Source organism: Ureibacillus sp. FSL K6-2830, from assembly GCF_038004145.1.
GTDB classification, from domain to species: domain Bacteria; phylum Bacillota; class Bacilli; order Bacillales_A; family Planococcaceae; genus Ureibacillus; species Ureibacillus thermosphaericus.
Genome location: NZ_JBBOQR010000001.1, coordinates 2,236,518 through 2,260,644 on the forward strand (window position 1 = coordinate 2,236,518; position 24,127 = coordinate 2,260,644).

22 protein-coding genes, 2 pseudogenes and 1 riboswitch are annotated in these 24,127 nt (G+C 38.3%); of the genes and pseudogenes, 15 read left to right on the forward strand and 9 right to left on the reverse strand.

Going from position 1 to position 24,127, the window contains the following annotated elements:
- Nucleotides 1-4: 4 nt before the first annotated feature.
- From NSU17_RS10970 to NSU17_RS10990, 5 genes are read left to right on the forward strand one after another with little or no spacing between them, the layout of a single operon-like run.
- Nucleotides 5-301: a rhodanese-like domain-containing protein gene (locus NSU17_RS10970; RefSeq protein WP_270897443.1), complete on the forward strand. Its 297-nt coding sequence runs from the start codon at nucleotides 5-7 to the stop codon at nucleotides 299-301.
- 21 nt (nucleotides 302-322) lie between these two features.
- Nucleotides 323-892 carry a sulfurtransferase TusA family protein gene (locus NSU17_RS10975; RefSeq protein WP_340705015.1) on the forward strand — a complete coding sequence of 190 codons (570 nt, stop codon included), beginning with the start codon at nucleotides 323-325 and terminating at the stop codon, nucleotides 890-892.
- A gap of 47 nt (nucleotides 893-939) precedes the next feature.
- Entirely contained in the window at nucleotides 940-2,076 is a 1,137-nt protein-coding gene (locus NSU17_RS10980; RefSeq protein WP_340705016.1) for an MBL fold metallo-hydrolase, read from the forward strand.
- Nucleotides 2,077-2,091: 15 nt separating this feature from the next.
- Nucleotides 2,092-2,319, forward strand: coding sequence for a sulfurtransferase TusA family protein (locus NSU17_RS10985; protein ID WP_108897626.1), 228 nt, complete (start codon nucleotides 2,092-2,094; stop codon nucleotides 2,317-2,319).
- A 60-nt stretch (nucleotides 2,320-2,379) separates the two neighbouring features.
- Nucleotides 2,380-3,162 carry a sulfite exporter TauE/SafE family protein gene (locus NSU17_RS10990; protein ID WP_108897627.1) on the forward strand — a complete coding sequence of 261 codons (783 nt, stop codon included), beginning with the start codon at nucleotides 2,380-2,382 and terminating at the stop codon, nucleotides 3,160-3,162.
- A gap of 162 nt (nucleotides 3,163-3,324) precedes the next feature.
- On the opposite strand, the pseudogene NSU17_RS10995 reads toward NSU17_RS10990, so the two are convergent.
- From NSU17_RS10995 to NSU17_RS11005, 3 genes and pseudogenes are all read right to left on the reverse strand, one after another.
- A pseudogene (locus NSU17_RS10995) lies at nucleotides 3,325-3,822 on the reverse strand (helix-turn-helix domain-containing protein); the annotation flags it as partial.
- Nucleotides 3,823-3,964: 142 nt separating this feature from the next.
- On the reverse strand, nucleotides 3,965-4,528 hold the full coding sequence (locus NSU17_RS11000) for a DUF6431 domain-containing protein (protein ID WP_340705017.1): 564 nt from the start codon (nucleotides 4,526-4,528) through the stop codon (nucleotides 3,965-3,967).
- A gap of 355 nt (nucleotides 4,529-4,883) precedes the next feature.
- The gene (locus NSU17_RS11005) at nucleotides 4,884-5,384 is read right to left on the reverse strand and encodes a YgjP-like metallopeptidase domain-containing protein (RefSeq protein ID WP_340705018.1); all 501 of its coding nucleotides are present in this window, start codon (nucleotides 5,382-5,384) and stop codon (nucleotides 4,884-4,886) included.
- 85 nt (nucleotides 5,385-5,469) lie between these two features.
- Here NSU17_RS11005 and NSU17_RS11010 point away from each other — a divergent pair.
- Nucleotides 5,470-5,997: pseudogene (locus NSU17_RS11010) on the forward strand (site-specific integrase); the annotation flags it as partial.
- A 267-nt stretch (nucleotides 5,998-6,264) separates the two neighbouring features.
- Here NSU17_RS11010 and NSU17_RS11015 read toward each other — a convergent pair.
- Nucleotides 6,265-7,608 carry an ISLre2 family transposase gene (locus tag NSU17_RS11015; RefSeq protein ID WP_340704274.1) on the reverse strand — a complete coding sequence of 448 codons (1,344 nt, stop codon included), beginning with the start codon at nucleotides 7,606-7,608 and terminating at the stop codon, nucleotides 6,265-6,267.
- A 164-nt stretch (nucleotides 7,609-7,772) separates the two neighbouring features.
- Between NSU17_RS11015 and NSU17_RS11020 the strand changes: the two genes are divergently transcribed.
- Nucleotides 7,773-8,624, forward strand: coding sequence for an IS982 family transposase (locus NSU17_RS11020; RefSeq protein WP_340705019.1), 852 nt, complete (start codon nucleotides 7,773-7,775; stop codon nucleotides 8,622-8,624).
- 243 nt (nucleotides 8,625-8,867) lie between these two features.
- Here NSU17_RS11020 and NSU17_RS11025 read toward each other — a convergent pair whose 3' ends face one another.
- Nucleotides 8,868-10,145, reverse strand: a complete 1,278-nt coding sequence (locus tag NSU17_RS11025; protein ID WP_340705020.1) for a nucleotide sugar dehydrogenase — start codon at nucleotides 10,143-10,145, stop codon at nucleotides 8,868-8,870.
- 214 nt (nucleotides 10,146-10,359) lie between these two features.
- Between NSU17_RS11025 and NSU17_RS11030 the strand changes: the two genes are divergently transcribed.
- From NSU17_RS11030 to NSU17_RS11040, 3 genes are all read left to right on the forward strand, one after another.
- Nucleotides 10,360-11,331 carry a glycosyltransferase family protein gene (locus NSU17_RS11030; protein WP_340705021.1) on the forward strand — a complete coding sequence of 324 codons (972 nt, stop codon included), beginning with the start codon at nucleotides 10,360-10,362 and terminating at the stop codon, nucleotides 11,329-11,331.
- A 90-nt stretch (nucleotides 11,332-11,421) separates the two neighbouring features.
- Nucleotides 11,422-12,534 (forward strand): DegT/DnrJ/EryC1/StrS family aminotransferase, encoded by a 1,113-nt coding sequence (locus NSU17_RS11035; RefSeq protein ID WP_340705022.1) that lies wholly within the window; start codon nucleotides 11,422-11,424, stop codon nucleotides 12,532-12,534.
- Nucleotides 12,531-13,484 carry a Gfo/Idh/MocA family protein gene (locus NSU17_RS11040; protein WP_340705023.1) on the forward strand — a complete coding sequence of 318 codons (954 nt, stop codon included), beginning with the start codon at nucleotides 12,531-12,533 and terminating at the stop codon, nucleotides 13,482-13,484. The genes NSU17_RS11035 and NSU17_RS11040 overlap by 4 nt, the downstream gene beginning before the upstream one ends.
- Nucleotides 13,485-13,564: 80 nt before the next feature.
- Here NSU17_RS11040 and NSU17_RS11045 read toward each other — a convergent pair whose 3' ends face one another.
- From NSU17_RS11045 to rlmD, 3 genes are all read right to left on the reverse strand, one after another.
- Nucleotides 13,565-14,284 (reverse strand): DapH/DapD/GlmU-related protein, encoded by a 720-nt coding sequence (locus NSU17_RS11045; protein ID WP_340705024.1) that lies wholly within the window; start codon nucleotides 14,282-14,284, stop codon nucleotides 13,565-13,567.
- Nucleotides 14,285-14,377: 93 nt separating this feature from the next.
- Nucleotides 14,378-15,487: a tetratricopeptide repeat-containing glycosyltransferase family 2 protein gene (locus NSU17_RS11050; RefSeq protein ID WP_340433873.1), complete on the reverse strand. Its 1,110-nt coding sequence runs from the start codon at nucleotides 15,485-15,487 to the stop codon at nucleotides 14,378-14,380.
- A gap of 1,936 nt (nucleotides 15,488-17,423) precedes the next feature.
- On the reverse strand, nucleotides 17,424-18,803 hold the full coding sequence (gene rlmD, locus NSU17_RS11055) for a 23S rRNA (uracil(1939)-C(5))-methyltransferase RlmD (RefSeq protein ID WP_340705025.1): 1,380 nt from the start codon (nucleotides 18,801-18,803) through the stop codon (nucleotides 17,424-17,426).
- A gap of 154 nt (nucleotides 18,804-18,957) precedes the next feature.
- Nucleotides 18,958-19,092: riboswitch (FMN riboswitch) on the forward strand.
- 224 nt (nucleotides 19,093-19,316) lie between these two features.
- On the opposite strand from rlmD, the gene ribE reads away from it, so the two are divergent.
- The 3 genes from ribE to ribH are packed head-to-tail and all read left to right on the forward strand — an operon-like array spanning nucleotide 19,317 to nucleotide 21,675.
- Entirely contained in the window at nucleotides 19,317-19,961 is a 645-nt protein-coding gene (ribE, locus tag NSU17_RS11060) for a riboflavin synthase (protein WP_016837873.1), read from the forward strand.
- Between the two features lie 14 nt (nucleotides 19,962-19,975).
- On the forward strand, nucleotides 19,976-21,163 hold the full coding sequence (locus NSU17_RS11065) for a bifunctional 3,4-dihydroxy-2-butanone-4-phosphate synthase/GTP cyclohydrolase II (RefSeq protein WP_016837872.1): 1,188 nt from the start codon (nucleotides 19,976-19,978) through the stop codon (nucleotides 21,161-21,163).
- A gap of 44 nt (nucleotides 21,164-21,207) precedes the next feature.
- The gene (gene ribH / locus NSU17_RS11070) at nucleotides 21,208-21,675 is read left to right on the forward strand and encodes a 6,7-dimethyl-8-ribityllumazine synthase (protein ID WP_026019034.1); all 468 of its coding nucleotides are present in this window, start codon (nucleotides 21,208-21,210) and stop codon (nucleotides 21,673-21,675) included.
- A 395-nt stretch (nucleotides 21,676-22,070) separates the two neighbouring features.
- Here ribH and NSU17_RS11075 read toward each other — a convergent pair whose 3' ends face one another.
- Entirely contained in the window at nucleotides 22,071-22,865 is a 795-nt protein-coding gene (locus NSU17_RS11075; RefSeq protein ID WP_445684076.1) for a delta-lactam-biosynthetic de-N-acetylase, read from the reverse strand.
- Nucleotides 22,866-23,000: 135 nt separating this feature from the next.
- On the opposite strand from NSU17_RS11075, the gene recX reads away from it, so the two are divergent.
- Both recX and NSU17_RS11085 read left to right on the forward strand, forming a co-directional pair.
- The gene (gene recX, locus NSU17_RS11080) at nucleotides 23,001-23,804 is read left to right on the forward strand and encodes a recombination regulator RecX (RefSeq protein WP_016837869.1); all 804 of its coding nucleotides are present in this window, start codon (nucleotides 23,001-23,003) and stop codon (nucleotides 23,802-23,804) included.
- Complete coding sequence (locus NSU17_RS11085; RefSeq protein ID WP_168412752.1) at nucleotides 23,801-24,127, forward strand: YfhH family protein; 327 nt, start codon at nucleotides 23,801-23,803, stop codon at nucleotides 24,125-24,127. Before recX ends, NSU17_RS11085 begins: the two co-directional genes overlap by 4 nt.

Below are 24,127 nucleotides of genomic sequence, written 5' to 3' on the forward strand. Positions count from 1 at the left end.
CGAGATGAAGACGATCACAGCAAAAGAAGTGGAAACGTTGCTTCGTGAGGGAAAGCCGCTGAATATTGTCGATGTGCGTGAAGCGGATGAAGTCGCGGCTGGAAAAATCCCAGGGGCTATGCATATTCCGCTTGGGCTCATTGAATTCCGAATGGATGAGCTTGATAAAAATAAAGAGTATATTCTTGTCTGCCGTTCCGGCGGGCGAAGCGGACGGGCGGCAGAACTTCTTGAAAAACATGGATATCGCGTTGTCAATATGACTGGCGGCATGTTAGCGTGGGAAGGGCCGGTCGAGTAATTAGTGAAGGAGGAATGTAGCGTGATTCAAGTGAATTTGACAGTCGATGCGAAAGGATTATCTTGCCCGATGCCGATCGTAAAAACGAAAAAAGCGATCAATGATCTTGAACCGGGGCAAGTGCTCGAAGTGCAGGCGACGGATAAAGGTTCGAAGGCGGATATCAAAGCATGGGCCGAAAGCACAGGACACCAATATCTCGGGACGATTGAAGAATATGGGGTGTTAAAGCATTATATCCGTAAAGCAACTGACAGTGAGACGAAGAAAGAAACGAAATTTCCAAATGTCGTTTCGAATGAAGAATTGCACAATCAAATGGACAATCCATCTGCTTTGATTTTAGACGTGCGCGAACCAGCAGAATATGCATTTGGCCATATTCCTGGCGCCTTGTCGATTCCGCTTGGAGAATTAGAAGATCGCATTAATGAGTTGCCGAAGGATAAAACGATTTATGTTGTTTGCCGTACTGGCACGCGCAGCGATTTAGCGGCACAAAAATTAACAGAAAAAGGATTTACTAATGTATGGAATGTTGTTCCAGGCATGTCCCAATGGAACGGGCCGCTCGATACAGCTCAATCCTGATTGAGCGGTTTTTTAAAAACAAAAATATACTATAGGGGGGTATAAAAATGGCGGTAAAAGAAATGACGGTGCAAACATTAACAGAAAAAGTATTAAATAAAGAACATCTCGTTATTTTTGACGTACGTAACGAAAGCGATTTTCATGATTGGAAAATTGAAGGGGAGAACTTTGAATATATTAATGTTCCATACTTTGAGTTGATTGATGGTGTCAATTCGGTAATCGACCGCCTTCCAAAAGAAAAAGAGGTTGTCGTCGTTTGTGCCAAAGGCGGTTCAGCGGCGTTTGTTGCAGAACAATTAGTAGAAGCAGGATTTGACAATATTTATACGCTCGTTGGCGGCATGAAAGCGTGGAGTGAACATCTTCATAAAGCAAAAGTATATGAAGATGACAAGATGAAAGTATATCAATTCATTCGTGTCGGAAAAGGATGTCTCTCTTATATGGTGATTTCCGGAAAAGAAGCGCTTGTCGTGGACCCGTCGCGGTTTATTGATGTATATGAACAAGTCGCAAAAGAAGAAGGAGTAGCGATTACGCATATCGTCGATTCCCACTTGCACGCCGACCATATTTCCGGCGGAAAAGCGCTAGCGGAACGGACAGGAGCGACATACTATTTGATGAAAAGCGAAGGAGCGGTGTTTGATTTCGAACCGCTGGAAAAACATGACCGCATTGATTTTGCGCAAGTGCAATTAGAAGTATTAGCGGTGAAAACGCCAGGGCATACGCCGGGAAGTGTTTCCTTCTTCGTGAATAATCAATTGCTTTTCTCTGGAGATACAATTTTTGTCGGCGGACTCGGACGCCCGGATTTAGGCGGAAAAGCGGCGGAATGGGCCGCGGATTTGTATGACACGGTATACGAAAAAGTAGCCGCGATTGCGGATGATGTAATCGTTCTGCCTGCCCATTACGCTAATTTGGATGAAGAAATGAGCAAAGCGGGATATATCGGCGATACATTAGGCAACATTCGCGCCCGCAACGACATGATGCGGTATAAGCAAAAACAAGAATTTATCGATATTGTCGTTCAAAACGCGAATACAGAGACACCGCCAAACTTTGAAGATATCGTAGCGATTAACCGCGGGCTAAAAGCGGTCGACATCGAACAGCAGCAAGAACTCGAAATCGGCCCAAACCGTTGTGCGCTGCATCATACTCGTTAATTGAGGAGTGAGAAAATGAATGCAAATAAGATCATAGATACAAAAGGATTATCTTGTGCCATGATCGTTGTGAAAGCAAAAAAGGCTATCGATGACTTACCGCCCGGCCAAATACTTGAAATCGAAACAACGGATCAAGGAGCAAAAAATGATCTAACCGCTTGGATAAACGTAAGCGGTCATGAGTTAGTCGATTATAAAGAAGAAAACGGTGTATGGAAATTTTGGATAAAAAGAAAATAATCATTCGGGGGACATTAAGTGCCCCCTATTTTTCACAACGTCAAAAGGAGTGACGTGTTGATGGAAGTGACGCTGAATTTCATCATCGTGATTTTTCTCATAGGTTTTATCGGTTCATTCATTTCTGGAATGGTTGGCATTGGCGGGTCCATTATTAAATATCCAATGCTTCTCTATCTTCCACCGCTATTTGGTCTTGCCGCGTTTAGCGCCCATGAAGTATCGGGCATTAGCGCCGTGCAAGTTTTTTTCGCCACGATTGGTGGTGTATGGGCATATCGAAAAGGCGGTTATTTAAATAAAACGTTAATTCTTTATATGGGGATTAGTATTTTAATCGGCAGTTTCATCGGCGGCTACGGCTCCAAACTGATGAGCGAAGGAACGATTAACGTCGTTTACGGTATTTTGGCGGCTTTGGCAGCCATCATAATGTTTGTACCGAAAAAAGGGATTGATGATATTCCGTTGGACAAAGTGATCTTTAACAAATGGCTGGCCGCCGCATTGGCATTTCTGATCGGAATTGGCTCCGGGATTGTCGGGGCGGCGGGGGCGTTCCTTCTCGTTCCTGTGATGCTCGTGATTCTGAAAATTCCTACTAGAATGACGATTGCCACTTCATTGGCTGTCACCTTTATTTCTTCCATTGGCTCGACATTTGGCAAAATCACCACTGGTCAGGTCGATTATATCCCTGCCCTCATTATGGTGGTTGCCAGTTTGATTGCCTCGCCGCTAGGGGCAAAAGCAGGACAAAAAATGAATACAAAAGTACTCCAAGTCATTTTAGCCGTTTTAATTTTGGCAACGGCGGTGAAAATTTGGGTCGATATTTTGTAGATGAATTCTTTAGATAAAGCAACCGCAGCGCGGTGCACTATAATTGAAGATTCTTTGCCTACTGAATACTAAGTTTTTGCTCTGCATATAACTAAGCTGACTGATGCCTGCTATATGATGAAGAAAGGTGGTTAAACGAATATGTTCCATTATACGGTCGAGAATCAACGGGCCATGGGACAAATCACCTTGCCAGAGCTCATTGATCTGATCGTACGCGAATCGTTTTCGTTCAGGAATCGGTAAAATTTCTTTCCCCACGAGGTTGTATTTTTTTAAAAGTCGGTATATAGTGAAATAAGAGATGGATTGGATTTCCCCCTGCTCGATAAGGTGTTGGTAAAACACCGTCACGGGCATGTGGGGGTGTTTTTTTCTCAGGGCTAAAATGTGATCCTCTTCTTCAGGTGACAGCCTCCGGGAATGGCCACGGTCCGACCGTCGTTTCGGCTTCAGTGCCTCAAAGCCCCCTTTTTTGTACTGCGTGCACCAGTCGAGGATCGTTTTGGCGGCGATGCGTTTCTCTCCATGGTGGGGAACTTGATGGATCCGTTCCGCTACTTCCTTCAAGTACGTTTTTGGATCGACTTGTCCATTCACCAATGGAGCGATCAATCCATACCGAAATAAAGCGATCTCCTGTCTCATCGACTCATTCATTTCGATCTCCTCCTTCGTTCATCCCATTCTAGGACCTTATCGGTCCATCCTGTCTCTATCCTATCGGATCATTCCCCCGACCGTCGAGAGGAAAGGTTTGTGGAATCTATAAATGATTCCATATAAGGGGATATAAGTAAAATCAGGAACTGAATGTACGTGCAAAAAGATGCGTCGATCGGTGCTCCCATATCTCTTGGATGACGAAAAAGAGGTCGATCTCCTCCATCGTCTGGATCCACCATAGGGCTCGTTCTCTCGCTTGGGCGATGGCAGGACCAATTTTTCTCCAGCGCTCCGCAAAAAACCAATGAAGGTGGTTCAAATTTCGGAATAAACGTCGGACATAAAATAAAACCCCTTCATCCGTAGGAAGGAGTGGAGCCTCCTCCATCCCCCGTTTCGGAGTCAGGCCCAACCGTTCTTTCACCACTCTCCATATGGTGGGCAACGTATACTGAAAATAGGGGAGAAGAAATGAAGGCAACACGGCCACCGTCCTCCTGCACTCCGGGCAGCGATACCGAGCGATCCAAATGCGATAAGACTGATGCGACGTCACGGCATTTCGTTCGTAGTACCCATGGCGATAAAGAGGTCGTTTTGCCTGGCAATGAGGGCACCGCTTAAGAAGGGGAAAGTCGTTTTGTTTTCCCCGCTGGGCATATGTCTGGACATCGACCTGAAAGTCATGAAACCGAATCACGTCCTCGTCCCCCCCTCTGGAAATCACCCATGTCCCATTCCGAAATAATTCACAAAAAATTTAGCACATTCTTTCGGAAAGGGGGAGAGGGATATTCCGAAGGAATGTGCAAAAAAGAGTCTTTTTTGTGCGGAAATAAAGTGATAATTTACAATGAAGAATTAAATTCTTTAACACATCTACAACAGAATCTTCTATAAGTATTTCATCCCTTGGAAGTAAGATATTAGTCAATGGGGAATTGAATTGGCTTTGCTGTATTTTATCGTATTCTATACTTTCGCCACCAAGTAAAGAAGAATACTGTCGTAGTTCATTTAAGCCGTCGAGAGCAACTACTTTTTTCCCTGCTGGATTAAGTGAGAGACGTACATTCTAGCAGCAACCCTAGACGCTGTGCATAACGTTTTACCCGTTCTTCCGCTTTCACCTGCGCCCGCTGGATATACCAAGATTTTAATGCTTCACGAATCATAGGCACATGCTCTATATCATCGGCTGATGTTGGTGTTTCAATATGAAATTTCCCTTGATGAAATAACACTTTTACCTTATCGATATCTTGATTTTGTTTCACCTTAATTCGATAATACCGCCCTAAATACGGTAATTTCTCTACACTAACAAATTCTAACGGAGCCGGTGGTCGCTTAATCTTATTCAAAGAGTTCCACTTATCTAAAATCCACGTTGCCTTCTTACGCAAAACTCGGTTTATTTCTTCCTGAACTAGATGATCGGGAGCTACCACTGTAACCCCCTCCATCCACTCTACAACAATAGAAATATCTTCTTTCCCTTTCACCTGCTGCAATGTGTACTCAATAGCTGTCTTCCCAAACTGAAAGGTAGGCATAAAACACGTCCCCCAAAATATCAAGTGATACCCCTATTATACAAGCCAGTTATCCACTTTTTCACTGGATTTATCCCCCAAAATCCCACTACATAAATACCGATGCGTCCACGCGATCATTTACCTTCGTACATACGCGTGTCTATGTGTTGAAGAAATTTCCAATTTGAAAATAACAGACCTGAATCTCGAGTTAAAACGAATTCGTATTGTGAACAAAATTAATGAAAGTAGTACCTATCTCGGAAGATTTTATTAGCCGAACTAGAGGATTAGTTGAAGTTTCGAGTGGGAATGGCAAAAAAAGAAACTTTATGTTGCAGCATCTCCATATGTCTTTTATAGTCAACGATCACTGAAATTCTTACTAAGGGGAATTCAGCGAATGATTGAAAGCTACATCCTGCCGAATAAAAAGCTCACGCCCCATATGTTCCGGCATACGTTTTGTAAGTGGATGTTAAAAGCGACGAACAACGATATCGAGAAAGTGCGGAGACTCGCAGGTCATAGCAATATCGCTACAACATCACGATACAGCTCATTCGTTAAATCTACAATTTCTTTTCTTCGATCATCAGTTCTTCTTTGTTCATACGATTTTTTTACATAGAAATACCCGTGGTGCTAGATAAAATCTCAAGACATAAAAACAGCCCTTGCATGAGGATCTCCTTTAAAATGAAAGTGCGAACAAACATCCAAAAGGAGAAGTCCCATGCAAGAGCACTTTCATTTTACAACAGATCGAGCCAAACTTCAAAAACAATATGTATCGAGATTGAGTCAAGTATTTGTGGGCAACTTTTTTAATTGCTATTTTTTGAAAGCGAATTCACTTTTTCAGGGTACTCTCTTGGTAAAAAATTCTTCTTTTTTTTTAAAAACCAGTCAGTGCTTTTAGGGCTTTGTATATGGGAGTATTGGCTTTACCTTTCAAGTATAGGAGATTGTCTCTTGTGGCTTCTCCAACTGTGCTTGTCACCTTTTCAACATAATGTTTCGGAGGATTCTTTTCTCCCTTGGTTTCTGTCCATCTTTCGACTTTCCCAAATAATGTTTTCAATGCCAGATTGTCTAGGAAAGCCACCAATCCAGTAATCATGGCACTTACGCCTTTTTCTACCCAGCTACGTCCGTTTTTGAGTCTTTTTGCGAAGACACTCATTGTTCCCTCGGCACTTCCCATTGGACGCATTCCTTTGGTGTCAATACCTTGTTCTCGGAGCCACTTCCGGTAATCCCCGAGGGCTTCAGGATATTTTTCTAGTTGACGAATCAATTGTTCAAGACGTTCTTCCTGATCCTCTGTCTCTAGTGTTCCAACAGCACTGTTTAATTCCGTAAGTAGTTTCTGACTGTCATAGGAAGCTAGTGCCTTTTGCATTTGGCGATAGCGAGGATGCTTACGGAATAAGCTGCGAATATCCCTTGCCACGTGGAAACGGTCAATTGAAAAGAATGCCCTGCCTTTAAAATGGTCTCGACAGGCTGTAATCCATCCGGCACCATCCCCGTTTATTACTAGCTTATGGACAGTTGGGTCATACTCGAAGTTTTCAATGAGAAAATCCTCAAACGCCTCCCAAAATGGCTGATTCCCACGGTGAATAAAATGGCGTTTGTCTTTCAAACTTACTCGTTTTCCGTTGATTTCCCAGCCCTGATGAACCGCTGCAATTTTTTCTTCCTTGCCCCGTTTTCCTTTTCCTTGACGTTTCACATATAGGCCGTCTACTTCCACGAATAGGACAGGATAGTTTACAGGCTGTCGCTCTTTTGGGATACTTTCAATCTGTAACAGATGTTGACGTATAGCTTCGTGACTAATCACTCGGTATCCTAAAAGTGTTTCAAGCGTGCGTTCTGCCTTTCGATAGGATGGCCCCGTAATGGCAAGCTCTAGAGCCGCTTCTTCTATCAGCGGACTAAAGGAGCCTGTCCCTTCGAATTCCAAAAAGCGATCAAGCAGATAGACATATTCACCTTTCTCCCTGTCTCGGTAGTAGTTCCGTTTCACCTTTATTTCGCCAAAAAGACTGATAATAGTGGTAGTACGCTTATCGAGTAGACGATAACGCTTTTTATTTCGTTCTTCAGCAATCTGCTTGTCCATGTCCTCTAATAGTGTTTTCATGACCTCTGAGAAGGTTTCCTGTAATTGCCTCCAAACTAATTGCTCAATCTGTTTTAAATTTGGATATACTGTGTTATTCTTTTGCATGAGGGTTACCTCCTTTGGTGGTGTGGTTTTTGTCGACTATAATTCTACCAAGGAGTAACCCTCCTTTTCATGTTTCTTGCTTAAATCCTACCGCGCTTTCGCTTGGTGGCCCCTTCATTTGGTGAACGATCTTTCGATCCTTCACCAAATGAAGGGGGTTAATTTTGCCTACAAACATTTTACTCATACATGTATCGATTTTGTGTTTTGTATCAGCTCAACTATCGAGTATCCAGATTCATCTTCAACGTCGAAATCTTCATTTGTTGAAACAGAAGGACGAGGTCATCATCGCCGTCCATGTCCTTGGAAAGTTGTTAGGCTTCACTTCCGAACGGGCTTGGCACCGGTTTGTGATCGGGAATTTGTTTTCCAAGGACTTGTTCCCTGAACGTTCTCGATACAACCGTCGCTGCCGAGCGCTTGGCTTTGCGATCAAGTGGATGCGGCACCAGCTGGCCAAGCGTGGACAACACCATGCGTATGCGGTCGTGGACAGTTTGCCGATCGAGCTGTGTCATTCATCCCGAATGTATCGCGCCAAACGGTTTCGTGGAATTGCCGATATTGGCTATTGTGCTTCGAAAAAGATCGCTTTCTATGGGTTGAAACTTCATCTGCAGGTCACCGACCAAGGGCTTCCGATGGGATATGTCGTCACCGAAGCGTCTTGTCACGATCGGGTGGCCGCTGAAACCGTCATGACGCAAATTCCACATCCATATAACCTAGGTGACAAAGGGTACATCAGCCAAAAACTGCAAAAGAAGCTGTACGAAGAGCATCGAGTCGCTTTTTGGACGCCCGTTCGAAAAAATCAGCGAATTCTCCAATCCGACGCATGGAAACAGTGGATGAAACGAAAACGCAAAGTGATTGAAACCGTGTTTTCGATTTTAGTCGATTCGTATCGGATCACCGAGATTCGAGCGAACTCGGTTTCTGGATTTGAAACGGCACTGGATGGTATTTTACTGGCTTACTCCCTTGTTGTTCTTAGGCTAGTTGAGCGTTAAGACTCAACTAGCACCACGGGTAGTTTTTAATAAAAAAGAGCGAATGAAAGGAAATCAATGAAAAATTTCCTCTTCGCTCTTTTTCCTTGTTTTTATAGGTTAGACAAATTCTTTTTATCTAGTGTGAGGTATATCGTTTGAGCGGGTAGCGTTTCAACTTGTGCAGATGATGTCCCCCATTTGTGTGCATAGTACTCCTACTTATATAGGATTCCTCCATTTTCAGATGTCTCTTATGCTGTTTTACTGTATACCAATTCCTCGATATTTCATTCCTAAACTCTCAATCTTTTTTCGATCGAGAGCATTTCTTCCGTCTAAAACAAATTGACAGTTTGGGAAGAGTTCAAATTTAAAATCTCTATATTGATCATGAAAAGCTTGAAGAATGATAGAATCAATCTTTTCACGATTTTCTATAAAAAAAGGCTTTACTTGAAAAGCAGCAATTTCTTCTGCAGTGTAAAGAGGATCGTCAACATATACTGTAGAACCTCTTTTTTTCAATTCATTTGCAAGCAGAAGAGTAGAAGATTTTGTAGTTTCTTTCACATTTTCTCGGAATGAAAGTCCTAAAATGAGAATGTTTTTATTTTCAAGAGTTGAGAAATATTCCTTCACTTGATCAACAGCATATTTAGCCATTTTGTCATTTATTTCCCTTGAGAGAGGTACCAGTCCATCACTTAAACCATTGTTAATAAAAAAGTAAGGATAAACCGGAATACAATGGCCGCCTACTCCGACACCAGGAAAGTGAAGATGGGAAAAAGGCTGGCTATTTGCTGCTTGAATTACTTCCTTAATGTTAACTCCTAATGAGTCAGCATATACAGCCAGTTCGTTCGCTAATGCAATATTAACATCACGGTAAACGGATTCAGCTACTTTTGTAAATTCAGCGGTCTCTAAATTGCTGACAGGCATGATGTCACAGTTTAAAGCTTTTTTATAAAAGGATATGACTAATTCTAGACTTTTTTCGTTATCACCGCTGACCACTTTTGGATAGTTAGAAAGGTCTTGAATAATACGATTTGAGTAAACTCTTTCAGGACTATAGCCTAAATGGAAATCCGTTCCTAATGTTAATCCTGAAAGCTCGGCGATTCTTTTGCCAAAACGGTTTCTAGTATCTCCAGCAGGTAATGTTGTTTCAAAAATAACTAGCGTTCCCTTACAAATCCCTTTTCCAATATCTTCTACAGCTGAGTCAATGAATTCATAGTTGATTGTTCCTTGTTCATTCACTAATACGGGTACAATAACAATAACCACATCAGATTGTTTCACTGCTTTAGTCGTATCAACTGTGGCTCGAAATGTCCCCGCTTTCCATGCTTCATATAATAGCTGATCTAATCCTGGTTCATTTTGAATATGTGAAATTCCTCTATTCACAGTTTCAATGACTTTTTCGTTTTTATCGGCGCCAATGACATTGAAATGCCCAGAGTTTGCAACAACTGCTGCAAGTGGTAATCCAATTTTACCTAAACCAACAACAGTAACAGTTTTCATACATTCAACTCCTTTTTACCTTAACAACTTTGCAGAGTTCAATCCTAAAAAAACTCTATTTTCTTTCCATCACATAAATCATATGTATAAAAGTTGTCGATGTTGTAAGAGTTTCTCATCTTTTCTCTTTTTTTAGCAAATTTAGTGAGAACGTTTAAACACTTGGTATGAATGAAACATATATTGAATGTTGTGTAGGGTAGGAGGGTGTAAAATGCAAAAAAAACTTAAAATATTAATTCTGATTCGACAATTTACAAAAAATTTTCCGAAGCATAAACATAAATTTGAAACGATCAAAGCGATTGAAAAATTTGCTGATGTTCGATATTGGTACAGGGATGGAAATATTCACGATATTCTAAAACAACTTGATTTTAAACCTGACTTTATTTTCCATTATGATATAGGTTGGGGATACGTATTAGCCCCAAGGATTACAGGACTTCATGAAATAAACATTTCAAAAGGTTGTTATGTAATTGATACACATTATTCACCTGCAGAAAGACGAAAATATTTCGAACAAAATAAAATCGATTTGATTTTTTCTGTAACGAAATCTTCTTTTTTGAAAACTCATGCAAAATATAAAGATAAATTCAGATGGTTGCCTTTTTCTATTGATCCAACTATTTTTAAAGATTGGCAATTAGAAAAAGACATCGACTTCTTATTAATTGGACAATTGTATGACAGAACAAAAAAAACAGGGTATCGAACAATGACGCCAAAAGGGAAATATCCATTTAGAGAAGCGGTATTGGAGAAATTGAGGGGAGAGAAAGGATTTGTCTTTCATCCTCACCCAGGCCATAATGCTTCTTCCAATGCTTTAGTAAATGAGAAATATGCAAAAGAATTGAATCGTGCGAAAATCTTCTTTACTTGCGGCTCGAGATTACAATATCCTGTCTTGAAATATTTTGAGGCTCCAGCTTGTAAAACCCTTCTCCTTGCAGAACCTGTACCTGATATCTTGGAATTGGGATTTAAAGATGGAGAGAATTTTGTTGCATGTAATCAATCTAATTTCTATGAAAAGGCTATGTATTATTTAAAAAATGAAAAAGAGCGCAAAAGAATCACGGAAAACGGCTATCAATTTATTCATACAAAACATACAAATGATGTCAGAGCCAAAGAATTTGTCCAAGAGGTGCAAAAATTTTTAGACAAATTGTAAAAGTACAATCAGTTTCAAAGGATATTGCATAGTATAACGATTAACATCCTTAAAAAACATTTCTAACTTTTAATAGTTGGAGGAATCAAATTGAATATTCCCTTGATTGACTTAAAAAAAGAGTATGAGATGTATGGAAAAAATATTGAAAAAGCTGTTATCGAAGTAATGCAAAGTGGTTCTTATATTCTAGGAAATAAAGTAATGCAATTTGAAAATGAGATTGCAAATTACTTAGGAGTTCAATTTGCTGTAGGTGTAGCAAATGGTACGGATGCACTGCTTCTAGCTCTCGAAGCACTGGATATAGGTGAAGGAGATGAAGTGATTACTTCGCCGTTTACTTTTTTTGCTACTGCAGAAGTTATTGCAAAAGTTGGTGCAAAGCCTGTATTTGTTGATATAGAACCGAATACCTATAACATCGATGTGAATAAAATCGAAAAAGCGATTACGGAAAATACAAAAGCGATTATCGTTGTTCACCTGTTCGGTATGGCAGTAGAGATGGATGAGATTCTGAAGATTGCTTCGAAATATAAGTTAAAAGTGATTGAAGATGCTTGTCAGGCAATAGGAACGGAATATAAAGGTAAACGAGTTGGTGGTATTGGTGATATTGGCTGCTTTTCCTTTTTCCCAACGAAAAATTTAGGTGCATTTGGGGATGGAGGATTAGTTGCAACAAACAATCCAGATATTTTTGAGAAAATTTGTTTTTTACGCAATCACGGCAGCAAGGAAAGATATGTTCATACATCTATAGGGATGAACAGTAGATTAGATGAAATACAAGCTGCAATTTTAATAGAAAAACTTAAATATTTAGATATGTTTATATTTAAGAGAATGACTGTGGCTAACAAGTATACCCAAGAGCTCAATCTCATTCATTTGAAACGAAAGCCGCCGCAATATACAGATAGGAGCCATACGTATCATCAATATTGTATTGAAGTAGATGAAAGGGACCAACTTATAAACTTTTTAAATCAAAAGGGAATTGCCACTGGAATCTATTATCCTATTCCGTTGCATTTACAAAAAGCCCTTCAGTACCTTCAATATCAACAAGGGGATTTCCCTGTTTCAGAGAAGGTGGCAAGACATATTTTAGCACTTCCAATTAATCCTACGATTACTGTAACAGAACAGGAATATATTATTAAAGCTATGAAAGAGTTTGCAGGTGTTTCATCATGAGTTTAGTAAGAGTTGGTGTCGTAGGTACTGGAAAGATGGGTTTTTTTCACTGTTCAAAATTAAAGCAAATGAAAAATGTGAACTTTATCGGAATTTATGATCCAGATATGAATAGGGCAAAAAAGATTAGTAAAGCCTTTCAAGTTAAAGCGTTCAATACTTATACTGAACTATTGAAAAAAATTGATGCGGTCATTATCGCGACACCTACACCATTTCATTTTTCATTAGCAGCGGAAGCGATTGTTCACAATAAACATGTATTTGTTGAAAAACCAATTACAATGACAGTAGAAGAAGCAGATAAAATTAAAGCGCTTCTGAAAAATAAAAATCTTAAATTTCAAGTAGGGCATATTGAACGATTTAATCCAGCTATAAGGCGAATTCATGACTATATTCGCCCTGAACAAATTATGAATATTGAAGCAAAAAGACTTGCTTATTCAGATAGAATAAAAGATACAGATGTTGTATTGGATGTTATGATTCATGATATTGATATTATTTTGAGCATAATTAAAAGTCCGATTAAACGAATCTCAGCAGAGGGGATTCGTTTACGTGATGCTGCGAAGTACGACACCGTTTCAGCAATACTTCTGTTTGAAAATGGAATTGTCGCAAATTTATTAGCAAGTAATATATCTCATGAAAAGGTGAGAGAACTTATTATTTATGAGAAAGAAAAAGTGATTAAAACGGATTATTTAATGAGACAGCAACAACTTGTCATGAATGAAATAAATAATCATTCTACAGTTCCAGTCGGAACAGAGACCGTTATTGCTAATATTGCCCTACCTTATTCCGATCCATTACTGGAAGAGCTTCTACATTTTATTGACTGTATCTATTCAGATACAAAGCCGCTTATCGGCGTTGAGGAAGGAAGAGCGGCGGTAGAGGTTGCATTGAAAATTAAACAAAGTTTAATCGATTCACAATAAAAAAGAAATGTATAACTCTTTATGAGGATGGTAAAAGAGTTATACATTTTTTTAGTTGTTATGAATATATAAATTTCACTTTACTTTTCTGCATCGTTAGAATTTATTTTTGAAATTTTTTTAGCAGGCACGCCGACAACTGTTTCATTTGGCTGAACGTCTTTTGTTACTACGGAACCAGCACCGACTATAGCGTTTTCGCCAATAGTTACATTTGGTAGAAGGGTAGCGTTATTACCAATTTTCGCTCCTTTTTTAATATGCGCTCCTTTTAATTCATACGGTTTTAACCCCATGTATTTATCATTTGACATAGACACACATGGACCGATAAAAACATCATCCTCTAAAATGGTATCACCAGTTATATAGGCCAAGGTTTGTATTGTACATCTTTTCCCAATTGACGTATTTAGCTCAACAATAGCACCTCTGCCAATAACTGTTTGGCTGCCGATTGTTGAATTCTCTCGAATGCTAGCATGGTCAGCAACAAAAACGTGGTCTGCAATCTCTGAGCCAGCGTAAATCGTTACATGATTTCCGATTTTTGTATTTTCTCCGATGATTAGATGAGGCTGTTTCACATTGGATGCCCTCATTTTTTGATTTCCGCTTTTTTTGACCCCTAAAACACAATTGGACCCAATGATTACATTGTCACCAATAATCGTGTTTTTTAGGATTACTGTATGATGTCCAATCGTAACATTTTCTCCGATTGTGACCCCTTCTTCAATTACCACATGTTGCCCAAGTTTAATGCTTTCAGGTAGTTGAGGTTGCCCCAGTTTGCTCATCCTTTCATTTTTGTTTTTGGAAATAGGGCTTTTCGTTTTCTAACTTCGAATTAATCGAAAATAAGGAAATTCACCTTCAATATTTTAGACTTACTATTTAACGCTATCTTTCCTATTTTGATTTTTTAAGTAGCTTTGAAAAAATTCTTCATTATATAAAACTTTCGGATCATTTGGGATATATTGTTTCGTCAATTCGTGGTATTTAATTGATTCTTCAACATTTCCTAATTGCCAATAGCAAACGCATAGAGCGAGATGCGGATACCAGGTTGTGTAAGAAGTATGGTGAAAGCCGCCTGTTTTTTTATGTTTCATCTTCACAGCCAACTGATACCAAAACAAAGCTGTTTTGAAGTCTTTTCTTGCTTGGAAGATGTCTCCGATGCGGCAGCAGGCCTCAGATCTCGGTTCATCATAGTTAAACGTTTTAAAGAGAGCCATCAATTCATTCTCTTTTTCTCCGAGACGAGCATAACAGTCGGCCATATATATGCAAGCCCGAATATTATCTTCTATCCAACCTTTTTTTCCATCTAAAAATTCTTGATAATAAATAATCGCTTTATTGTATTGTTTATGATCTTTAAGCTCATTGGCATAATAAAACAAATCTCTTGGTGAAAACTCTTCTCCATTTTTGATGCGATTTTCATAAATTCTTAGGTTTCTGCCGATTGATTGAGTATCCACTTTTTTCTCTCTCTTTTTATGATGGATGGAAATGTCCGCTTCCAATATATTTCCGTGAACAGCAAGATATTCATGTACAGGTCCAATCCATTTAAATCCTTTGCTTCGTTTCACAAGGCGGTTTCTTCGGTAATGGAAGGTTGGATTTCCATTTCCGTCTGTAGCGGCAATATAGTTCATGGAGACAGCATCAATATTGCTATTAAGGTTTTTTTTCAGCTTTTTAAACTTTTTTTGCTCTTCTGGAAGAATAACATCATCAGCATCTAACCAGAGAATATAATCTTTTGTTGCAAGACTGAATGAATAGTTTCTCGCTGCTGAAAAGTCATCAATCCAAGTAAAGTCATATATTTTATCTGTAAATTTACTTGCGATTTCTTTTGTTCTATCTGTCGAACCCGTATCGACAATGATGATTTCATCACAAATATCTTCTACACTTGATAAACAATTTGCCAAAACCTCTTCTTCATTTTTGACAATCATGCAAAGACTGATCGTCGGCATTTATACACCCCTCTACTAATCGAAATAACTATTCATATATATATGTAGCTTTAAATAATTCGGAACTTACGAATGAAAGGTGTAATAAATAAAAAAGGGAAAATGATGATTGCAGCCCATCGAAATTTTCCTTATTGGGTAAGTAAAATTGCAATAGCTAATAAATGTAAAGCATAATGAGTGGAAGTTATCGAGGGAAAGTATAAGGAGAATTATTATGGGGAAAGCGGAAGAAGAGCGATGAAGAATTATAATCTTTTTAAATTTAGGTGCTGTCGAATGTATAAGAGTACATTTTTAGTGAGGCCAAATCCAAAAATTCGCATCAGCAGAGATGAGATAATAGTCAAAACCAGTGAGATAATAGCCAACTCGCCCTTGATAATAGTCAATCTAGGTAAAATAATAGCCAAAGCCAAAAATTTGCTCCAGCAGAGATGAGATAATAGTCAAATTCAAAGGGATAATAGCCAACTCGGCCGAGATAATAGTCAATCTAGGTAAAATAATAGCCAAAGCCGAAAATTTGCTCCAGCAGAGATGAGATAATAGTCAAAATCAAAGAGATAATAGTCAATTCGCCAGAGATAATAGTCAATCTAGGGAAAATAATAGCCAAAGCCGAAAATTCGCTCCAGCAAATAAAAGATAATAGTCAAAACCCAAGCGATAATAGCCAACTCGGCCGAGATAATAGTCAACCTAGATAAAATAATAGCCAAAGCCAAAAATTCGCATCAACAGAGATGAGATAATAGTCAAACCCAAAAAGATAATAGCCAATTCGTCTGAGATAATAGTCAACCCAGATAAGATAATAGCCAAAGCCGAAAATTCGCTCCAGCAGAGATGAGATAATAGTCAAATTCAAAGGGATAATAGCCAACTCGGCCGAGATAATAGTCAATCTAGGTAAAATAATAGCCAAAGCCAAAAATTTGCATCAGCAAAGATAGGATAATAGCCAAAACAAGTGAGATAATAGCCAACTCGGCCGAGATAATAGTCAACCCAGGTAAAATAATAGCCAAAGCCAAAAATTTGCTCCAGCAAAGATAGGATAATAGCCAAAGCCGAAAATTCGCTCCAGCAGAGATGAGATAATAGTCAAATTCAAAGAGATAATAGCCAACTCGGCCGAGATAATAGTCAATCTAGGTAAAATAATAGCCAAAGCCAAAAATTTGCTCCAGCAAAGATGAGATAATAGTCAAATTCAAAGGGATAATAGCCAATTCGCCTGAGATAATAGTCAACCTAGATAAAATAATAGCCAAAGCCAAAAATTTGCTCCAGCAGAAATGAAATAATAGTCAAATTCAAAGGGATAATAGCCAACTCGGCCGAGATAATAGTCAACCCAGGTAAAATAATAGCCAAAGCCAAAAATTTGCTCCAGCAAAGATAAGGATAATAGTCAAATCCAATAAGATAATAGCCAACTCGGCCGAGATAATAGTCAACCTAGGTAAAATAATAGCCAAAGCCAAAAATTCGCATCAGCAGAGATGAGATAATAGTCAAATTCAAAGGGATAATAGCCAACTCGTCCGAGATAATAGTCAACCTAGATAAAATAATAGCCAAAGCCAAAAATTCGCTCCAGCAGAGATGAAATAATAGTCAAATTCAAAGGGATAATAGCCAACTCGGCCGAGATAATAGTCAATCTAGGGAAAATAATAGCCAAAGCCAAAAATTTGCTCCAGCAAAGATGAGATAATAGTCAAACCCAAAAAGATAATAGCCAATTCGTCTGAGATAATAGTCAATTCAAATAAAATAATAGCCAAATTCTTTATGATCTACATATTTCTTTTTTCTATGGGGGTCACATTAAACGCACCGCTTCGTAACAATTTTTTTGTAACGAAAGTGTTAACGTCAGTTGAAAAAGGAGGCGGCTTAAAATTTTTTTCAGCCGTCCTCCCTTTTTCTAACACTTATTTTTTAAAGTTAATTTCGATACTATTTCAACCCGAGCTGTCTGAGGGAACATATCAACTGGTTGGATGTACTCAACGGTGTATAGCTTAGATAATTCTTTTAAATCCCTTGCGAAAGTGGATGGGTTGCAAGAAGTATAGACGAATCGTTTTGGTTTAATTTTTAATACGGTTTTAATAAAACTTGGTGCAAGACCAGTACGAGGTGGATCAACCGTTACAACGTCTGGTACAAATCCTTCTTTCGCCCATTTCTTAAGCCACTCTTCTGCTGGACCGTTATAGTATTTGGCATGAGTAAATCCGTGGTTTTGTGCATTTTTTTTAGCATCTTCAATGGACTCAGGAACGATATCCATTCCACGTACTTCTTTTGCATCTTTCGCAAGCCATAAACCGATTGTTCCGACACCACAATAGGCATCTACAACTGTTTCTTTGCCAGTTAACCCCGCGGCTTTTTTGATTTCATCATATAAAACAACGGTTTGTTTTGGATTGAGTTGGAAAAATGCGCGGGAAGATAAATCAAAAGCAAGTTCTCCTAATTTTTCGTGTATCGTCTCTTTGCCGTCAAGTACAATGGTATCATCCCCAAAAATCAAGGAAGTTTTTGAAGGGTTGATATTTTGAGTGATGGAAACAATGCTTGAATCCAAATTTTTTATGCCTTGTACTAATTCCGCTTTTTTAGGAATTTCTTTTTTCGTCGTAACAAGGCAAACTTGTGTTTCTCCTGTTTGAATACCTGTACGAACGACAATGGTGCGAACAATTCCTTTTGATTTTCCATCATAGATTGGAATGTTCAGTTTTTGTAAAAGCTTTCGAATGCCGACAGTAATTTTTGTTGTTATAGGATGTTGTACGATGCAATCATTGATATTTAAGAGTTTATTCGTGCCTTCGACGAACAATCCGGCAGAAACATAGCTACCATTTTTTCGTACCTGGAAAGAGCTTTTATTTCGATAATGCCATGGATTGTCCATTCCAATAGTAATACGTATTTCTGCATTTTCAGCAATCTGTGGTACATATTTTTCTAAAGCTTGAATAACGATATCACGCTTTTCTTTTAATTGTCCTTCGTATGATAAGTGTTGTAATTGGCATCCCCCACATTGCTCATAAATTTTGCATGGAGGGGGTATGCGATTTTTTGAAGTTTCTCTAATTCGCACAATTTCCGCCTCGGCAAAATTTTTATGGATTTTTGAAACTTTTGCTGTGACGACTTCACCAGGAAGTGCTCCTTTTACGAATACAACATTCCGCTTGAAAAAGCCGACACCTTCACCATTGATTCCAAGTCGTTTAATTGTTAATGGAAATTTTTGACCGATTTCGATTTGCACTTTTTCAGACATCTTTTCACGTCCTTTATTCAATCTTCAAATATTATAGCAATCGAATAAGGATAGGTAAAATTGCATATGTATGATTAGTGCAAGATAATAAATCAGTTGATTATGTGGATTTTCTCCGAAATAAGTGTTATTGTTATAGATAATTAAATATTTTTATATCCTTCGGGGTCGGGTGAAATTCCCAATCGGCGGTGATGAAGCAATGCTTCTAAGCCCGCGAGCTCTTTTGGAGCAGGATTTGGTGAGAATCCAAAGCCGACAGTGAAAGTCTGGATGGGAGAAGGATGGTTTGTAAAAAATACCCATTAATCGTTAGTTAATGGGCTAGTTTAGTATACCCTTTTTTACATTCTATCTCCCGCATATAAGCGGGAGTTTTTATTTAGGTATACGTGAAAAATTTGCCTGTACACAGGCTTTTTTGTCATGCCTAAAAATACATCATTCTCCCAACCCCGTTAAGTTTTCGCTTAATGGGGTTTTTGCTTTTATTAAAAAATGAGGGGGATTTACATGTTTACTGGCTTAATTGAAGACAAAGGAATTGTCACTGCTATTCAAAAAGACGAAAAAAGTATGAAAATCGTTATTCATTCTCCAAAAATTGTGTCAGATGCGTCTTTAGGAGACAGTATTGCTGTCAATGGCGTTTGTCTAACAGTTACTCATTTAACAAAAGATGAAATGACGGTAGATGTCATGCCGGAAACTGTAAAAGCCACAACGATTCATCAGTTAAAAAAAGGAGACTATGTCAATTTAGAAAGGGCAATGGCAGCTGGTGGACGTTTTGGTGGTCATATTGTGTCGGGTCATGTGGATGGAGTAGGAACGATTCGCAGCAAAAAGCCGGTATCCAATGCAGTGTATTACGAAATTGAGATGCCGAAAGAACTGTTAGAACAATGTATTCCTAAAGGATCCATTACGATTGACGGGACAAGTTTGACGATTTTTGGAGTTAGTGATACAAGCGTCACAATTTCTCTCATTCCTCATACGTATTCAGAAACGATTTTAGGAATGAAAGGGATTGGCGATCAAGTGAATATTGAGACGGATATGTTGGGAAAATACGTGTTACATCATTTAAAGAAAATCAATCAAAAAGAAGAATCAAAAATTACGTTAGAATTTTTAACTCAAAAAGGATTTTAAGGATGGTGGTTTTAATGTTGAACACGATCGAGGAAGCAATTGAAGAATTGAAAAAGGGGAAAACCATCATCGTTGTGGATGATGAAAATCGGGAAAACGAAGGGGATTTAGTGGCTTTAGCAGAGCATGCAACACCAGAGACCATCAATTTTATGGCGACATACGGCCGAGGTTTAATTTGTACGCCCATCATAGAAGAATTGGCACAAAAATTGGATTTACATGCAATGGTTGCAAATAATACAGACAATCATCAAACAGCATTTACCGTTAGTATCGACCATATTAGCACGACAACAGGCATTAGTGCATATGAGCGTTCAACAACGATTTTAAAAATGATAGATGATGATGCGAAAAAAGAAGATTTTCGCAGACCAGGACATGTTTTTCCGCTTATCGCCAAGAAAAATGGAGTATTGGAAAGACAAGGGCATACAGAGGCTGCAGTTGATCTAGCTAGGATTGCAGGATCATTTCCTGCGGGTGTGATTTGCGAAATTATGGGGGATGACGGAAAAATGTCTCGCCTCGATGATTTATTGAAATTCGCAAAAGCACATGATTTAAAAATTATTTCAATTGAGGAATTAGTTCGTTATCGTTTCCGAAATGAAGTGGTTGTAAGTCGGGCAGCATCAGTAAATATGCCGACAACATTCGGAAATTTTCGAATGATTGGTTATGAAAATGATGTTGATGGATTGGAACATGTGGCATTAGTAAAAGGGGATATCCATGAAGGAGAAACACCGCTTGTACGAATTCATTCAGCTTGTTTAACGGGAGATGTTTTTCATTCAAAACGTTGCGATTGTGGTCCACAGTTAGAAAAGTCATTAGAGATGATAGAGAAGGAAGGAAAAGGCGTTCTATTATATATGCAACAAGAAGGACGCGGCATCGGATTAATTAATAAGCTCAAAGCATATGCATTACAGGAACAAGGTTTTGATACGGTTGAAGCCAATCTGAAACTTGGGTTTCCTGCAGAGTTGAGAGATTATGCATTAAGTGCACAAATGTTAAAAGACTTAGGCATTACAAAAATTCGATTAATGACGAACAATCCAGAAAAAATTGAAGGTATCGAGAAATATGGCATCCAAGTTGTGGAACGTGTGCCAATTAAAATCGAACCGAATAATGCTAATGCTTTTTATTTAAAAACAAAAAGAGAAAAAATGCATCATTTTATTTAAACAAAGATATTGTATTTACATTTTAGAAGAGGGAGTAGTTGGAAATGGGAAAAATATTTGAAGCAAATTTAGTTGGAACAGGGCTGAAAATTGGCATTGTAGTAGGAAGATTTAACGAATTTATTACAAGTAAATTGCTAGATGGCGCAATGGACGGATTGAAGCGCCATGGAGTGGATGAAGAAAATATTGATGTGGCATGGGTACCGGGTGCTTTTGAAATACCGTTTATTGCAAAACAAATGGCTGAAACTGGCGAGTATGATGCGGTAATCGGTTTAGGAACGGTTATTCGTGGTTCTACAACTCATTACGATTATGTATGTAATGAAGCAGCAAAAGGCATTGCACAAGTTTCTCTGCAAACAAATGTGCCAGTCATTTTCGGAATTGTTACAACGGAAAATATTGAACAAGCGATTGAACGCGCTGGAACGAAAGCTGGAAATAAAGGTTATGATGCAGCTGTTTCTGCGATTGAAATGGCGAATTTGAAAAAGATGTTTAAATAATAGATAAAAAGCTGTTTGGAGAGGAAAACTTTCTAGGCAGCTTTTTTATTAGGTAGATTTTATAAGTTGAAGGATTTTATTTCTAAAGTTGAGGGTATTTGCACAATATCTGCAAGAGAAGGGGTTGTATACGCATTAGCGGTGGAGGTAACTGCACAAGCGAGGTTTATTTACACAAGCAGGAGTTGTATCCTCACAAGAAAGGAATTTAAGTGCACGAGTACTATGTTTATCCGCACAAGTAGAAGAGTTATCCACACAAACAGGGGAGCTTAATGCACAAGTGTGATGTTTATCTGCTCAAGCAGAAGTTGTATCCGTACAAGTAATGAAATTATCTGCACAAGCAAGCATTGTAAAAGGAACCCATTTTAAAATGGGTTCCACAAATTATATTAAGAAGCTTTCCCCCATAAATAATCATCAACTAAATGATCAAATACAAGATCATCCAAGGTTCCAAAAGTATAACCCTGTTTTTTCGCTTCTTTTATAAAATCCGGCAATGCATCAGCATTATGTTCAGCAACCGTATGCATTAATATGATAGCTCCGGGATGCAGCTGACTGATTAACTCGTTGTATGCGTATTCTGCACCTTTCTTTTGATCGGTATCCCAATCTCTGAAAGCAATGGACCAAAAGATGTGAGTATAGCCATTTTCATTGCCTACTTCTAACAATTCAGTATTAAAAATTCCTTCAGGTGGTCGAACATAATAAGTACGATTAATACCCGTAATCTCTTTTAATTTCTTATCAAAATTTTGCCATTCTCTGATCATTCCTTCGCGAGATAATCTAGCCATGTTCGGATGCTTATCTGAATGGTTCCCGATAGTATGCCCCTCTTTAACCATTCTCTTCACTAAATCCGATGCACTTGTTAAATAATGTCCCGTTAAGAAAAAGGTTGCTTTCACATTTTCTTTCTTTAATGTATCGAGTATTTTTTCCGTATAACCTGCTTCAAATCCGTTATCGAAAGTTAAATAAATTACTTTTTTCTCTGGATTTCCTCTATATAACGCACCGTAGTTTTTTAATAAACCTTCAAACTCTGCACCAACATCTGGGGGATTTCCATTTTTCGATTTTGTAAAACCCCAATGGTATTCTTTTGCGAATGCTTGAGGTGCTGGGATACTAAATAACAAAACAATGGCCAGGGCAATATTGATCCATTTCAACTTGCTACCTCCTCTCCTTTTTGCCTTAGATTGTGCAAAAAGAAAGTGTTTATGCGACTTATATCGAATGGCGAATATCCCAAATCATATGAACGTTTCGGGATTTTGTGTATACTAAAAACGAGGAGTGTTTCAATGCAAGTAATTACAAAAATCACCCGTCAAAAAAATAATAAAGAGCGATACAATATATATTTAAATGAAGAATTTGCCTTTTCAGTAGATGAATCCACTTTAATTAAGTTTGGCTTAACAAAAGGGAAATTACTCGATTCATTTGAAATTGATGAAATTGCATATGAGGATGAAATTGCGAAAGCCTTTAATCGAGCATTATCATATTTAAGCTATCAAATGCGAAGTGAATATGAGGTGAAAAAAAAGTTGCTTGATGCGGGCTTTGGCGAATCAGTTGTACTCGAAGCAATTCGGAAACTTGAAAAATTAGGTTTCCTCAATGATGAAACGTATTCAAAAGCATTGCTTGAAACAAGGAAAAAAACTGCAAAAAAAGGTCCAATGGCTATAAAGCAAGACTTAATAAAAAAAGGAATTGATAAAAAAACGCTCGAAAAAACATTAAAATCATTTACATATGAAGAACAAATGCAATTAGCGATGCAGTTAGCTGAAAAAACAGTGAAGATGAATAGCAATAAAACACCTACCCAAATAAAGCAAAAAATACAGGACGTATTAATTCGAAAAGGATATTCTTTTGAAATTGTGAATGAAATACTTGACCAAATTCAATTAGAGCGAGAAGATGATGAATGGTACGAATTAATTACCATACAAGGTGAGAAAATTTGGAATAAATATGTTCGGAAATATGAAGACAAGCAACTTGAATTAAAAGTAAAACAAGCCCTGTATCAAAAAGGATTTCCATTAGAGATAATCGAGCGATTTATCGATGAAAAGAGGGAGAAGGAATGAAAAAAACTTATGCTCAAATGACTCCAGAAGAATTGAGACAGGAAATAGCAAACCTTAAGGAAAAAGCAAGAAAAGCAGAACAATTAGGAATCGTCAATGAGTTTGCGGTTTACGAAAGAAAAGCGCTTATGGCTCAAGCGTATTTAATGGATCCGTCACTTATTAAGCCTGGTGAGATTTACAGAATTGATGGTGCTCCTGGGGAATATTTCAAAGTAGAATATTTAAAAGGACGCTTTGCATGGGGTTTCCGATTAAACGGTGAAAATTTTGAAGAAGCGTTACCAATTTCCATGCTCTCACCATTGAAAGCGGGGGAATAA